The sequence below is a fragment of the Rhodopseudomonas sp. BR0C11 genome (assembly GCF_010820945.1).
GTDB classification, from domain to species: Bacteria; Pseudomonadota; Alphaproteobacteria; order Rhizobiales; family Xanthobacteraceae; genus Rhodopseudomonas; species Rhodopseudomonas palustris_H.
The window spans coordinates 1-13,803 of record NZ_QTKI01000092.1 but is presented as its reverse complement, the minus strand read 5'-3'; the positions used below and the strand labels follow the sequence as shown (position 1 = coordinate 13,803).

Annotated in this window: 13 protein-coding genes; 11 read left to right on the top strand and 2 right to left on the bottom strand. The window is 64.7% G+C overall.

Going from position 1 to position 13,803, the window contains the following annotated elements; translation table 11 throughout:
* On the bottom strand, positions 1-479 hold a 479-nt coding region (locus tag DYI24_RS28280; protein ID WP_349627761.1), incomplete at its 3' end, for a hypothetical protein.
* A gap of 31 nt (positions 480-510) precedes the next feature.
* Between DYI24_RS28280 and urtA the strand changes: the two genes are divergently transcribed.
* The 7 genes from urtA (at position 511) to DYI24_RS09890 (ending at position 7,431) form a co-directional block, all read left to right on the top strand.
* Positions 511-1,773, top strand: coding sequence for an urea ABC transporter substrate-binding protein (gene urtA / locus DYI24_RS09920; protein WP_164572163.1), 1,263 nt, complete (start codon positions 511-513; stop codon positions 1,771-1,773).
* 171 nt (positions 1,774-1,944) lie between these two features.
* Positions 1,945-2,871, top strand: a complete 927-nt coding sequence (gene urtB, locus DYI24_RS09915) for an urea ABC transporter permease subunit UrtB (RefSeq protein WP_107343399.1) — start codon at positions 1,945-1,947, stop codon at positions 2,869-2,871.
* Between the two features lie 14 nt (positions 2,872-2,885).
* Positions 2,886-4,037 (top strand): urea ABC transporter permease subunit UrtC, encoded by a 1,152-nt coding sequence (urtC, locus tag DYI24_RS09910; RefSeq protein ID WP_107343400.1) that lies wholly within the window; start codon positions 2,886-2,888, stop codon positions 4,035-4,037.
* Between the two features lie 10 nt (positions 4,038-4,047).
* Complete coding sequence (gene urtD / locus DYI24_RS09905) at positions 4,048-4,803, top strand: urea ABC transporter ATP-binding protein UrtD (protein ID WP_012494928.1); 756 nt, start codon at positions 4,048-4,050, stop codon at positions 4,801-4,803.
* A gap of 147 nt (positions 4,804-4,950) precedes the next feature.
* Positions 4,951-5,640, top strand: a complete 690-nt coding sequence (gene urtE, locus DYI24_RS09900) for an urea ABC transporter ATP-binding subunit UrtE (protein WP_164572162.1) — start codon at positions 4,951-4,953, stop codon at positions 5,638-5,640.
* Positions 5,641-5,676: 36 nt separating this feature from the next.
* Positions 5,677-6,906 carry a formamidase gene (gene fmdA / locus DYI24_RS09895; RefSeq protein ID WP_107343401.1) on the top strand — a complete coding sequence of 410 codons (1,230 nt, stop codon included), beginning with the start codon at positions 5,677-5,679 and terminating at the stop codon, positions 6,904-6,906.
* 180 nt (positions 6,907-7,086) lie between these two features.
* A complete protein-coding gene (locus DYI24_RS09890) occupies positions 7,087-7,431 on the top strand; it encodes an FmdB family zinc ribbon protein (protein WP_011156820.1) in 345 nt (114 codons plus the stop codon).
* A gap of 116 nt (positions 7,432-7,547) precedes the next feature.
* Here the strand turns inward: DYI24_RS09890 and cobS are convergent, their stop codons facing one another.
* On the bottom strand, positions 7,548-8,345 hold the full coding sequence (cobS, locus tag DYI24_RS09885; RefSeq protein WP_164572161.1) for an adenosylcobinamide-GDP ribazoletransferase: 798 nt from the start codon (positions 8,343-8,345) through the stop codon (positions 7,548-7,550).
* A 131-nt stretch (positions 8,346-8,476) separates the two neighbouring features.
* Between cobS and DYI24_RS09880 the strand changes: the two genes are divergently transcribed.
* The 4 genes from DYI24_RS09880 to DYI24_RS09865 all read left to right on the top strand — a co-directional run.
* Positions 8,477-8,947, top strand: coding sequence for a hypothetical protein (locus DYI24_RS09880; protein ID WP_349627760.1), 471 nt, complete (start codon positions 8,477-8,479; stop codon positions 8,945-8,947).
* A 261-nt stretch (positions 8,948-9,208) separates the two neighbouring features.
* A complete protein-coding gene (locus DYI24_RS09875) occupies positions 9,209-11,953 on the top strand; it encodes a cation-transporting P-type ATPase (RefSeq protein WP_164572164.1) in 2,745 nt (914 codons plus the stop codon).
* Between the two features lie 90 nt (positions 11,954-12,043).
* Positions 12,044-12,949 (top strand): universal stress protein, encoded by a 906-nt coding sequence (locus tag DYI24_RS09870; RefSeq protein WP_164572160.1) that lies wholly within the window; start codon positions 12,044-12,046, stop codon positions 12,947-12,949.
* Positions 12,950-13,044: 95 nt separating this feature from the next.
* Positions 13,045-13,803, top strand: a 759-nt coding sequence (locus DYI24_RS09865; RefSeq protein WP_164572159.1) for an FAD-binding oxidoreductase, incomplete at its 3' end; no start/stop codon positions are given.

Genomic DNA, 13,803 nt, shown 5'->3' with positions numbered 1-13,803 from the left:
CAGAAGATGCTCACGCTGACCACCAGGATCGCCGCGGTGGCGTTGGTGACGCCATAGTTCAGCGTGATGGTGCCGCCGATCGCTTCCAGGGCCAGGAACGAAATCGCGCCGAGCGCCGTGTTGGCGACGCGGGCTGCCGACCACCGGCGCGAACTCTTGGCAGTAAAGCGAAGCGCGTAGTCTTCGAGGGTCTGGTTGGCGACCCACTGATTGTACTGGCGCCGAACGCGATCTATGCGCTGCCGCCCCGCCACGCGCTTCTCCTCATCTTTGCTCGACACTAGCGCCGATCCGCCGGCGACGTTGCCGGTTTTGCCGTCACGGCGCGCGTAATTTGTCAGCCTCGAGCTCGTTGTTACGGCACCGCGACCCGAGATCCCGCCGCGTGAAAAACCTACGTCGCGATCTTGCGATGCAACATACGTGATCTTGCGTATCGGTCCAGCCGCCGAATTCGTCGATCGTTTCCCCGACTGCACTCGCGTCCCACGAACCACGAAGGGGTAGTTAATGTCAGACGCAAACAAGACGGGCCTGAATTCGCCGCTCCGGCGTAAACTGTTGATGGGGATGGCGGCGATTCCCGCCCTCACGATGTTGCCGCGCACGTCGTTCGCGCAGGCGCCTGCAACTTCTGCGGTCAATACGACCGGACTCGCGGTGACGGATACTGAAGTCACGGTCGGCATCCTGCATTCGGTGACCGGCACCATGGCGATCTCGGAGACCGGCTCGGTGCAGGCCGAGAAGCTGGCGATCGAACAGATCAACGCCGCGGGCGGCGTGCTCGGCCGCAAGATCAAGTACATCCAGGAAGACGGCGCCTCCGACTGGCCGACCTTCGCCGAAAAGGCCAAGAAGCTCCTGGTCAACGACAAGTGCGCCGCGGTGATGGGCTGCTGGACCTCGGCCTCGCGCAAGGCGGTGCTGCCGGTGTTCGAGCAGTACAACGGCATGCTGTACTACCCGACCTTCTATGAAGGCCTGGAGCAGTCCAAGAACGTCATCTACACCGGCCAGGAAGCCACCCAGCAGATCATCGCCGGCCTCGATTGGGTCAACAAGACCAAGGGCGCCAAGAGCTTCTACCTGCTCGGCTCCGACTACATCTGGCCGCGCACCTCGAACAAGATCGCCCGCAAGCATATCGAGAATCATCTGCAGGGCTGCAAGGTCGTCGGCGAAGAGTACTTCCCGCTCGGCCACACCCAGTTCAACTCGGTGATCAACAAGATCAAGCTGACCAAGCCGGACGTGATCTACGCGATCATCGTCGGTGGTTCGAACGTCGCGTTCTACAAGCAGCTCAAGGCGGCCGGCATCGATCTGTCGAAGCAGACGCTGCTGACGATCTCGGTGACCGAGGATGAAATCGACGGCATCGGCGGCGAAAACATCGCTGGCGCCTACGCCTGCATGAAGTACTTCCAGTCGCTCGACAACCCGAACAACAAGAAGTTCGTCGAGGAATTCCACAAGATGTGGGGCCCGAAGACGGTGATCGGAGACGTCACCCAGGCTGCCTATCTCGGCCCGTGGCTGTGGAAGTTGACGGTCGAGAAGGCCGGCTCGTTCGATATCGACAAGGTTGCCGCGGCCTCGCCGGGTGTCGAGTTCAAGGGCGCGCCGGAAGGTTACGTCCGGATCCACGAGAACCACCATCTGTGGTCGAAGACCCGCGTCGGTCGCGCCAAGGCGGACGGTCAGTACGAGCTGATCTACGAAACCGCCGACCTGGTCGAGCCCGATCCGTTCCCGAAGGGCTACCAGTAAGCGTCGGCGAACGCTCCCACGCACTCCGCGTCATGCGCGGGCTCGACCCGCGCATCCATCTCCTTCGCAGAAGATGGATCGCCGGGTCGAGCCCGGCGATGACGCCGAGAGCGGGCAGGGGCGCCACCGACCACCACCGAGTTCAGATCCATTCCATCCAGGGGCAGCCTCATGTTCGGCGAATATTCGATTGGCGATCTCGGCGCGATCTTCGCGATGCAGGGCTTCGCGGGGCTCATTCTGTTTTCCGTCTACGTGCTGATGGCCCTTGGCCTCGCGATCATCTTCGGCCAGATGGGCGTCATCAACATGGCCCACGGCGAGTTCATGATCCTGGGCGCCTACGTCACCTGGATGACGTCGAACTTCTTCCAAGCCTATTTGCCGTCGCTGTTCTCCGGCTACTTCTTCATCGCGATGATCCTGGCGTTCATCGCCTCGGGCTCGCTCGGCATGCTGGTGGAGTGGGCGCTGATCCGCCATCTCTACAAGCGTCCGCTCGACACTCTGCTGGCGACCTGGGGCCTGTCGCTGATCCTGCAGCAGGCCTACCGCTCGATCTTCGGCGCGCGCGAAGTCGGCGTCGAGCTGCCGCAGTGGATGCTCGGCTCCAAGCAGGTCACCGATTCGATCGAGATCCCGATCAACGGCATGTTCGTGATGGCGCTGACCGCGCTGATCACTGTCGCGGTGTTTTACGTCTTGTTCTGGTCGCGCTGGGGCCGCCAGGTTCGCGCCGTTGTGCAGAACCGCGTGATGGCCGGTGCCGTCGGCATCAACACCGAGCGGGTCGACCGCTTCACCTTCGGCCTCGGCTGCGGCATCGCCGGCATCGCGGGCAGTGCCTTCACCATGATTGGTTCGACCGGGCCGACCTCGGGCCAGCTCTACATCGTCGACACCTTCCTGGTCGTGGTGTTCGGCGGCGCCGCCAGTCTGTTCGGCACCATCGCTTCGGCCTTCAGCATCTCCCAGGCGCAGTCGACCATGGAGTTCTTCATGTCCGGCTCGATGGCCAAGGTGCTGACGCTGCTCGCCATCGTCGCGATCTTGATGGTGCGGCCGCAAGGTCTGTTCGCCCTCAAGGTTCGCAAGTAACAGGAGCCTCCGTCATGGAAAGCCCGCGCTTTCTCAGTCGTGCCGATCTGCTCGGTCTCGCCGTCCTCGCCGTGCTCCTGGTGGTGATCCTGCCGCTGTCGCTGGACGTCTTCCGCCTGAACTTGGTCGCCAAGTATCTGACCTACGCCTTCGTGGCGATCGGCCTGGTGCTGTGCTGGGGCTTCGGTGGCATTCTCAGCCTCGGCCAGGGCGTGTTCTTCGGCCTCGGCGGCTACTGCATGGCGATGTATCTCAAGCTGGAGGCTTCCAGCGTCGAGAACACCAAGATCCAGTCGACGCCGGGCATCCCGGACTTCATGGACTGGAACCAGATCACGCATCTGCCGTGGTTCTGGCAGCCGTTCCACAGCCTCACCGTCACGGTGATTGCCATCCTGGTGGTGCCCGCGGTGTTCGCCTTCCTGATCGGCGCGGCGATGTTCAAGCGCCGGGTCGGCGGCGTGTATTTCGCCATCATCACCCAGGCGATCGCCGCGATCATGACCATCCTGATCATCGGCCAGCAGGGCTACACCGGCGGTATCAACGGCATCACCGACCTGCGCACGTTGAAGGGCTGGGACATCCGTCCGGATCACGCCAAGGTGGTGCTGTACTTCGTCGAGGTCGCGTTCCTGTTCGGCGCGATCCTGCTGGCTCTGTTCGTGCGGCACTCCAAGCTCGGCCGTATCCTGGTGGCGATGCGCGAGAAGGAGGATCGGGTTCGGTTCTCCGGCTACAGCGTTGCCAACTTCAAGATCTTCGCGTTCTGCCTCGCGGCGATGTTCGCGGCGGTTGGCGGCGCGATGTTCACCCTCAACGTCGGTTTCATGTCGCCTTCGTTTGTCGGCATCGTGCCGTCGATCGAAATGGTCATCTACACCGCCGTCGGCGGGCGGCTGTCGATCTTCGGCGCGATCTATGGAACGCTCGTGGTCAACTTCGCCAAGACCTCGCTCTCGGAATCCTTCCCGCAGCTCTGGCTGTTCGGTCTCGGCGCCTTGTTCATCACGGTGGTGCTGATCTTCCCGAATGGTCTTGCCGGCATCTGGCGCGATTACGTCCAGCCGTTGTTCGGCAAGCTGATCTCCAAGCGAAAGCCCGGTTCGGATCCTACCGGCGGCAAGTCGTTCGGCCGGGTGGCCGACGGCGCCCCGGCGGAATGAGGAGGACACCATGCTGATCGGCCATCAACCGCCCGAATTCCTGCTCGCCGTGGAGGGGCTCACGGTTTCGTTCGACGGCTTCAAGGCGGTCAACGATCTGTCCTTCTACGTCGAGGAGAACGAGATCCGCGTGATCATCGGCCCGAACGGCGCCGGCAAGACCACTGTGCTGGATCTGATCTGCGGCAAGACCAAAGCGACCTCCGGTGCGATCCACTTCCGCGGCAAGGATCTCACCAAGATGAAGGAGAACGAGATCGTCCAGGCCGGGGTCGGCCGCAAATTCCAGACGCCGTCGATCTATGAAGACCTCACGGTGTTCGAAAATCTGGAGATCTCCTATCCGCAGGGCCGCTCGGTGTTCGGCGCGCTGGCGTTCCAGCGCACCGCAGCGGTGCGCGAGCGCGTCGAGGAGGTCGCTGAAGCGATCTTCCTGAAGGACAAGCTCGGCATGAGCGCCGATCTGCTCAGCCACGGCCAGAAGCAGTGGCTCGAGATCGGCATGCTGCTGATCCAGGACCCCGACCTGTTGATGCTCGACGAGCCGGTCGCCGGCATGAGCGTGTCCGAGCGTGTCAAGACCGCCGAGCTGCTCCACACCATCATCAAGGATCGCTCGGTGCTGGTGATCGAGCACGACATGAAGTTCGTCGAAGACATCGCCCACAAGGTCACCGTGCTGCACCAGGGCCAGATCCTGTCTGAAGGCTCGATGGACACGGTGAAGAACGATCCGAAGGTCATCGAAGTCTATCTCGGCCACTAGGAGGTTGCTGATGCGCACCGCCTCTTCCCCGTCATGGCGAGCGAAGCGAAGCAATCCAGCTCCGTGCACTGCGCTGGATTGCTTCGTCGCTTCGCTCCTCGCAATGACGCCGTTCTTTGTTGCTCCGGCCAATTAGAGGAGATCCCGATGCTCGCTATCAACGATCTGCACGTCGCCTATGGCCAGAGCGAGGTGTTGCACGGGCTCAATATCGATGTCGCGCCGAACGAGATCGTCGCGATCATGGGCCGCAACGGCATGGGCAAGACCACGCTGATGAAGTCGCTGATGGGCATCATCCCGCAGCGGAAGGGCTCGATCGCGATGAACGGCATCGAGCTCGGTGGACTGAAGAGCTACGAGCGCGTCGCAAAGGGGCTCGCTTACGTGCCGCAGGGGCGGATGATCTTCTCCACCATGACGGTGAAGGAGAACATCGAAACCGGGCTTGCGGCCTCCGGCGACAGCGAAGTGCCGGCGGACATCTACGAGCTGTTCCCGGTGCTGCTCGAAATGACGGGGCGGCGCGGCGGCAATCTGTCCGGCGGCCAGCAACAGCAACTCGCGATCGCGCGCGCGCTCGCCACCAAGCCGAAGGTGCTGCTGCTCGACGAGCCGACCGAAGGCATCCAGCCGTCGATCATTCGCGAGATGGCGCGCACCTTGAAGCGCATCCGCGACAGCCGAGGTCTTTCGATCATCGTCTCCGAACAGGTGCTGAGCTTCGCGCTCGACGTCGCCGATCGGGTGCTGGTGATCGAAAACGGCGAAATCGTTCGCGATGAGCCGCGCGCCAGCGTCGATGAGGCGCAGGTCGCGAAATATCTGTCCGTCTAGTTTTCACACGTCCACTGGTAACAAGGGGAGCTTCCGATGCCAGAGACATTGATTAAGGTCGATCTCACGCAGTCCGCATACGACAACGAGATGGTCCACAACCGTTGGCATCCGGACATTCCGATGGCCGCGTGGGTCAATCCGGGCGACGACTTCATCGTCGAGACCTATGATTGGACCGGGGGTTTCATCAAGAACAACGACTCGGCCGACGACGTTCGCGACATCGACCTGTCGATCGTGCACTTCCTGTCCGGCCCGATCGGCGTCAAGGGCGCCGAGCCCGGCGACCTGCTGGTCGTCGACCTGCTCGACATCGGCCCGAAGGCCGAGAGCATGTGGGGCTTCAACGGCTTCTTCTCCAAGCAGAACGGCGGCGGCTTCCTCACCGACCACTTCCCGCTGGCGCAGAAGTCGATCTGGGACTTCAAGGGCATGTACACGTCCTCGCGCCACATTCCGGGCGTGAACTTCGCCGGCCTGATCCATCCCGGCCTGATCGGCTGCTTGCCCGATCCGAAGCTGCTGTCGGCGTGGAACGAGCGTGAGACCGCGCTGATCGCCACCAACCCGACCCGCGTGCCTGGCCTCGCCAATCCGCCGTTCGGCCCGACCGCCCACATGGGCAAGCTCAAGGGCGACGACAAGGCCAAGGCTGCGGCCGAAGGCGCCCGCACCGTGCCGCCGCGCGAACACGGCGGCAACTGCGACATCAAGGATCTGTCGCGCGGTTCGAAGATCTACTTCCCGGTCTATGTGCCGGGCGGCGGTCTTTCGATGGGCGATCTGCATTTCAGCCAGGGCGACGGCGAGATCACCTTCTGCGGTGCGATCGAGATGGCCGGCTGGCTGCACATCAAGGTCGACATCATCAAGGACGGCGTCTCGAAGTACGGCATCAAGAATCCGATCTTCAAGCCGTCGCCGGTGACGCCGAACTACAAGGACTATCTGATCTTCGAAGGCATCTCGGTCGACGAGCAGGGCCAGCAGCACTACCTCGACGTCACCGTGGCGTATCGGCAGGCCTGTCTCAATGCGATCGAGTATCTGAAGAAGTTCGGCTACTCCGGCGCCCAGGCGTACTCGATCCTCGGCACCGCGCCGGTGCAGGGCCACATCTCCGGCGTCGTCGACGTCCCCAACGCCTGCGCCACGCTGTGGCTGCCGACCGAGATCTTCGACTTCGACATGATGCCGACCTCGGCCGGTCCGGTGAAGGCGATCAAGGGCGACGTCCAGATGCCGATCTCGCCGGATAAGTAACCAAACGTCGTCATGGCCGGGACAAGCCCGGGCATGACGGGCTCACTGCGGTGACCGTTGGCCTAACTGCTGCGTGGTCGCCAAGACTTCCCTGCGCGACGGGGAGCGGGACGGGGCGTTCTTCCCGCCCCGCTCCCATCGCACAGGTCCGAACAAATCGTCAGCGCAAGGGAAACGACGATGCCTGTTTATGAATATATGTGCGACGCCTGCGGGCCGTTCACGGATCTGCGGCCGATGGCCGAATGCGACGATCCGCAGCTCTGCCCGACCTGCGAGACCTCGTCGCCGCGGGTGATCCTCACGGCGCCAAACTTCTCCTGCATGCCGGCGTCGCAGCGCAACGCACACGCCACCAACGAGAAGAGCCGCAACGCACCGATGACGGTCGGCGAATACAAAGCCAAGCATGCGCCCGGCTGCAGTTGCTGTTCGGGGATCAAAAAGCCGGCCCGGCTGCAGACCCGCACCAAGAGCGGCGCCAAGGGCTTCCCCACCGCGCGGCCGTGGATGATCAGCCACTGATTATGGCCCCGTCGTTGCGAGTGAAACGAAACAATCCAGGAGTCGGGTACACCGAGCTTCGGGATTGTTGCGTTCGCTTTCCTCCTCGCAATGACGCGGGGACCTGAAAGACCGGCCTATCCGGCAATCACTGCCGCGACGCCGAGCAGAAAGCCGATCTCGAATAGTTGCTCGCTGGCGCCGAGCACGTCGCCGGTGTAGCCGCCGATCAGCCGCTTGGCCCAGCCGGCCATCGCGGCGGCAAGGACGCTACCTGCAGCAAGTCCGATCACCACCGCGATCGGGGACACCAGCAGCAATGGCAGCGCGCCGAGCGCGACTGCGATCCCGCCAAGCACCAGTTCGTCCTTGCGCAGTGTGGTGTCGGCGTAGCTCGCCTTCATCGCCGCGGTATTGCCGGCGTAGTTCATCCGGTGCGCGACCAAGCATGAAGCACCGCGCGATGCCGCATGACAGGCGACCAGCGCGGCCAGCGCCGCCCACAGCGGCAGCAGCGACAGCGCCGCGACCCGCAGAGCGACACCGATGCCGAGCGCGAGCGCGCCGTAGGTGCCGATCCGGCTGTCCTTCATGATCTCCAGCCGGCGTTCGACTGTCCAGCCGCCGCCGAACGCGTCGAAAGTGTCGGCGAGGCCGTCCTCGTGAAAGGCGCCGGTCAGCGCGATCGAGGCGGTCACCGCCAGGAGGGCCCCGAGTGTCGGCCCAAACAGCGAGGTGCCGACGATCATCGCCGCCGCCGACACCACGCCGATGCCGACTCCGACCACAGGAAAGAATGTCATCGCCCGCATCAGCCAGTCCGGCTCCGGCGCGCGGTCGGCGCTCGGCACCGGCAGAATGGTCAGGAAGCGCACGGCGTCGAGCAATTGTGCCAGCGTCGGCGTCGGCCGCGAAATCTGAGGGGAGTCGGTCATGAATCTGCCTTTGCGGAAGCCGCCGTACTGCGCGCCCGAGCCGCTACGGTCAAGCGCCTGCGCACGCCGTCGACAGGCCGGCGCGCGGTGCCTCAGTACCTAGCTAAAGTCGCCGCGACCTTCTGCCGGCTGTGACCACCCGCCGCATCCAAACGGCTAACCCCTTGATAGAGGTCAATGTGACGGCCAATCGCCGGCAGCTAACCTTTGTCACTCCTGATCCAGATGGGGTACGCTTCCTGACGATGCAGTTTGAACGATATAGCGACGGCCGGAAGACGTCCGCTGCATTGCGCCTGTGGCTCAAGGCGGCGATCTGCGTCTGCGCTTTCGTTGTGCTCGTTCTCGGCAACGTCTCGGCCGCCTCGGCTCATCAGGCGCCTCAGCCTGAGCTTGTCTTCGTCAAGACGCCGCCGCCGGTGCCGCCGCTGAATCTCAGTGACGATCCGGAGATCATGACCACCGACAGCGCCAATGCGCTGAGCCCGGTGTCGTTCAGAACCATCGGCTGCGATCAGACCACCCGCGTGCATCTGCCGCTGGCCGAGCCGATGCTCGATCGCAGCGAGCCGCCGCAGCTGCGGCCGCCGATAGCCGCTTAGTCCCAAGCCGCGATTCCGTGTGTTGCCAAGTCCGATCGAGCGAACCGTCCCGTCTGACGGCGCGAGGCGCTGAGCCTTTCCTCGCCTGATCGCTACGGCGACGCCGTCCGGCATTTTTCCGATTCCGCCCATCGCGTTGCGTGACCGATTCCCTTTTTGGGACCGGACGGAGCCGAGGCCATGGACGCATCTCTTCAAGGGAGGCGTTCCGACTCCGGGCCGCAGCGTTTCTGTCGAGCCGAAGACGTCGAGATCCCCACCATGACCGAACTGCTGCAAGCCGACATCAAGGGCCCGAACGATCAGGCCTCCGACGAGATGTGGCACGCGATCGATGCCGATCGCGTCCTCACCGGTCTTGCCACCAGCCGCGGCGGCCTGAGCACCGACGAGGCCAAACGCAGGCTGCAGAGCTACGGACCCAACGCGCTGCCGGAGCCGCCGCGCCGCTCGGCGATCCTGCGGTTTCTGTCGCAGTTCAACAACACGCTGATCTACTTCCTGCTCGCGGCCGCGGTCGCGGCGGGGTTCCTCGGCCACCAGATCGATGCCGCGGTGATCGTTGCGGTGGTGACGATCAACGCCATCGTTGGTTACATCCAGGAAGACAAGGCCGAGAAGGCGCTGGCCGCGATCAAGAAGATGATCTCGCCGCGCGCGCATGCTTGGCGCGACGGCCACCGCGTTGTGGTGCCGGCTGAAGAGCTGGTGCCTGGTGACGTGGTGATGATCGAGGCCGGTGACCGCGTGCCGGCGGATCTGCGCCTCACCCGCGCCCGCGGCCTGCTGATCGACGAGGCGATGCTGACCGGCGAGTCGGTGGCCTCGGAAAAGCACGACCAGCCCGCGGCGGTGGATGCGCCGCTCGGCGACCGGCTGTGCATGGCATTCTCCGGCACGCTGGTGTCGGCCGGGCAGGGCTTCGGCGTCGTGGTCGCGACCGGCGCACGCACCGAGATCGGCCGCATCAGCACGATGATCCAGGGCGTCGAGCAACTGGCGACGCCGCTGCTCGCCCAGATCAACAAGTTCGGTGAGCGTTTCACCTGGGTGGCGATCTCGGCGGCGGCGGCGATCTTCGCCTTCGCCACCCTGGTGCGCGACTATGCCTGGGCCGATGCGCTGATCGCCGTGGTGGCGCTCGCGGTCGGCGTCGTGCCGGAAGGCCTGCCCGCAGTGATCACCATCACGCTGGCGATCGGCGTGCAGCGGATGGCCAAGCGCAACGCCATCATCCGCCGCCTGCCGGCGGTGGAAACCCTCGGCGCCACCTCGGTGATCTGCTCCGACAAGACCGGCACGCTGACGCGCAACGAGATGACCGCACGCCGGATCGTCACCGCCGATCACACTATCCTTGTCAGCGGCTCCGGCTATGTGCCGAAGGGTGATCTCACCGTCGATGGCAAGGACACCCCCGAAGCAGTGGCGTCGGCGATGCAGCTCGTTCGCTCGGCGCTGCTGTGCAACGACGCGCAACTCCGTCACGTCGATGGCCATCACGTCGTCGATGGCGATCCGATGGAAGGTGCGCTGGTCGCGCTTGCGATCAAGGCGGGGCTCGATCCCGACGCGGAACGAACGGCGTGGAAGCGCTCCGACGAAATTCCGTTCGACGCACAGCATCGCTTCATGGCGACCCGCCACGCCACCGATTCCGGCGCGCAGGTGATCTTCGTGAAGGGCGCGCCTGAGCGGCTGCTGGCGATGTGCGCAATGCAAGTCGGCCCCGGCGGGGCGTTGCATCCGATCGATCAGGAGTTCTGGACCGCGCAGATCGCGCGTGCGGCGGCCGAAGGCGAGCGCGTGCTCGGCTTCGCGCTGCGTTCGCCGGCACGGCCGTCGGATCAGCTCGGCTTTGCCGATCTCGACGAAGGGCTGGCGTTCATGGGGCTGGTCGGCTTCATCGATCCGCCGCGCGACGAAGTGATCCAAGCGATCGCCGAATGCCGCTCCGCCGGCATCGTGGTGAAGATGATCACCGGCGACCACGCCGCGACCGCAGAGGCGATCGCGCGGCAACTCAATCTGACCGACCATCCCGACGTCGTCACGGGGGCCGATCTCGACCGTACCCCGGATTCCGGCTTCGTCGAACTGGCGCGTCGTACCGATGTGTTCGCCCGCACCAATCCGGAGCACAAGCTGCGCATCGTCCAGGCGCTGCAATCCACCGGCGCGGTGGTGGCGATGACCGGCGACGGCGTGAACGACGCGCCGGCGCTGAAGCAGGCCGATGTCGGCATCTCGATGGGTCACAAGGGCACCGAGACTGCCAAGGAAGCCTCGCAGGTGGTGCTGCTCGACGACAACTTCGTCTCGATCGTCGCCGCGGTGCAGGAAGGCCGCACCGTTTATGACAACATCCGCAAGGTGATCGCCTGGACGATCCCGACCAATGGCGGCGAGGTCCTCACCGTCATCGTCGCGATCCTGTTCGGCTTCACCATGCCGATGACGCCGGTGCAGATCCTGTGGATCAATCTGATCCTCACGGTCACCCTCGGCCTGGTGCTGGCGTTCGAGCCGCCGGAGCCGGGCGTGATGAAGCGGCCGCCGCGGCCAGCGCACGCGCCGCTACTATCGCGCTTCCTGGTGTGGCGGATCTTCTTCGTCTCGTTCCTGTTCACAGTCGGCGCGCTGGCGATCTTCTTCTTCGCGCTCGGCAAGGGCCTGTCGCTCGACACCGCCCGAACCATGGTGGTGAACGTGCTGGTGGTGTTCGAGATCTTCTACCTGTTCAACGTCCGCTATCTGCACACCAGCTCGATCTCGCTGCGCGGCGCGCTCGGCACCATGCCGGTGCTGGCCGCGCTGGTGGTCGTGATCGCCGCGCAGATCGCCTTCACCTACGCGCCCTTCATGCACAGCCTGTTCGCCACCACGCCGATCTCGCTGGTCGACGGCGCCGTGGTGATCGGCGCCGGCGTGGTGCTGATGATCGTGCTCGAACTCGAGAAATGGGTGATGCGCCGGATCGGCGCGCTGCGCAGTCTCGAGCCGTAACCGGCTTCATCGCGGCGCGCACGGCACCATGCCGCCACGCCGCTTCCATCGCGTGTGGTCACGCGGCCCTTAGTAACGACGAGGTTCATCATGAACGAACTGCCCCGTCCCGATATGATGTTCGGCCTGAAAGTGGTGCTCGCTGCCACGGATTTCTCGGCGCGCTCCGATCGTGCGGTGCGCCGCGCCGCAGCTCTCGCCCGGCAGAGCGGCGCACGGCTGGTGATCGCCCATGTGGTCGATGACGATCAGCCCGAGCACATCGTCGCCGTCGAGGCCGAACTCGCCGAGTCCGCGCTCGCCGACGCGATCCGCGAACACACTTATCTCGCTGGCCTCGAATGCACGCCGCTGGTGCTGCTCGGCACGCCGTTCGACGCCATCGTCCGTGCCGCCCACCAGCATGGTGCGGATTTGTGCGTCGTCGGCAGCCACCGCCGCGCCTTCCTGCGCGACATCTTCGCCGGCACCACGGCCGAACGGGTGATCCGCAACAGCACGGTACCGGTGCTGATGGCCAACCTCGACCCGGCGCTGCCATATGCCAAGAGCCTTGCGCCGGTCGACCTGACCGATTGCTCGGCTCAGGCGCTGGAGACCGCGCGACGGCTCGGCCTGCTGCAGCGAACCAAGCTGATCGTGATGCACGTCTACGACGCCGCCGCCGCCGGCATGCTGAATTACGCTGGTGTCGACAAGACCAGCCTCGACGACTATCTGGTCGACACTCGCACCGATGCGGTGCGTGATCTGGTGCGCTTCCTCGAGCCGCTGCAGCTCGACGATGTCGACTACTCGACCGTGGTCAAGGAGGGGGCGGGCCCCGCCACCGATATTATCGAGGCCGCCACCGAATTGAGGCCGGATCTGGTGGTGATCGGGACCCATGCGCGGCGTGGTGCAGTGCGGTTATTGCTCAGCAGCGTGACCGAAGAGGTCTTGCGCCGCCTGCAGCGCGACATCCTGGTGGTACCTGTGCGCGACGCTGCGAGCTGAGCCAAGCCGGCTTGCCGGCCTCGGCATTGCCCGTCACACTACCCGCCGATCGGCGCGGCATCGGTACCTCGCCGGCGACAACCGGGAGGTCGACGATGGGCGCGCGGCTGAAGCACTACGGCTGGGGTCGGGAAGGCGAGGGGATGACCGAGGCCGAGCAGGCCTTCGTGCTCGGCCGCTACAAAGCGGAGTTCGGCCGCGACAGCTTCGACACTGTTGGTGTCGTCCCTCTCGACGACATCAAGCTCCGCGAGCCGCGGATTGTGCCGCCTAAATCGTTGTCGGAAATTTGCGCGGTCGACGTCTATCACCGCGCCGCCCACGCTTACGGCAAATCCTATCCAGATTACGTCCGTGGCATGGTCGGCGACTACGACGCGGCGCCCGACGTCGTTGCCTATCCGCGTGACGAGGCCGAGATCGCCGCGGTGATGGATTGGGCCGGTGGCGCCGGTGCGGCGCTGACGCCGTTCGGCGGCGGCTCGTCGGTGTGCGGCGGCGTCGAATGCCGGGTCGACGGCAGCCGCTACAAGGCGGCGGTGACGCTCGACCTCCGCCATCTCGGCAAAGTGCTGGAGGTCGATGCCACCTCGCGCGCGGCGCTAATTCAGGGCGGCGCTTACGGCCCGGTGCTGGAGGCGCAGCTCAAGCCTCACAATGTCACGCTCCGGCACTTCCCGCAGAGCTTCGAATATTCAACGCTCGGCGGCTGGATCGCGACCCGCTCCGGCGGCCACTTCGCCAGCCTCTACACCCACATTGACGATTTCGTCGAAAGCGTCCGTGTGGTGACGCCGCGCGGTGTGCTCGAGACACGGCGGCTGCCAGGCTCCGGCGCCGGCCCGAGCCCGGAC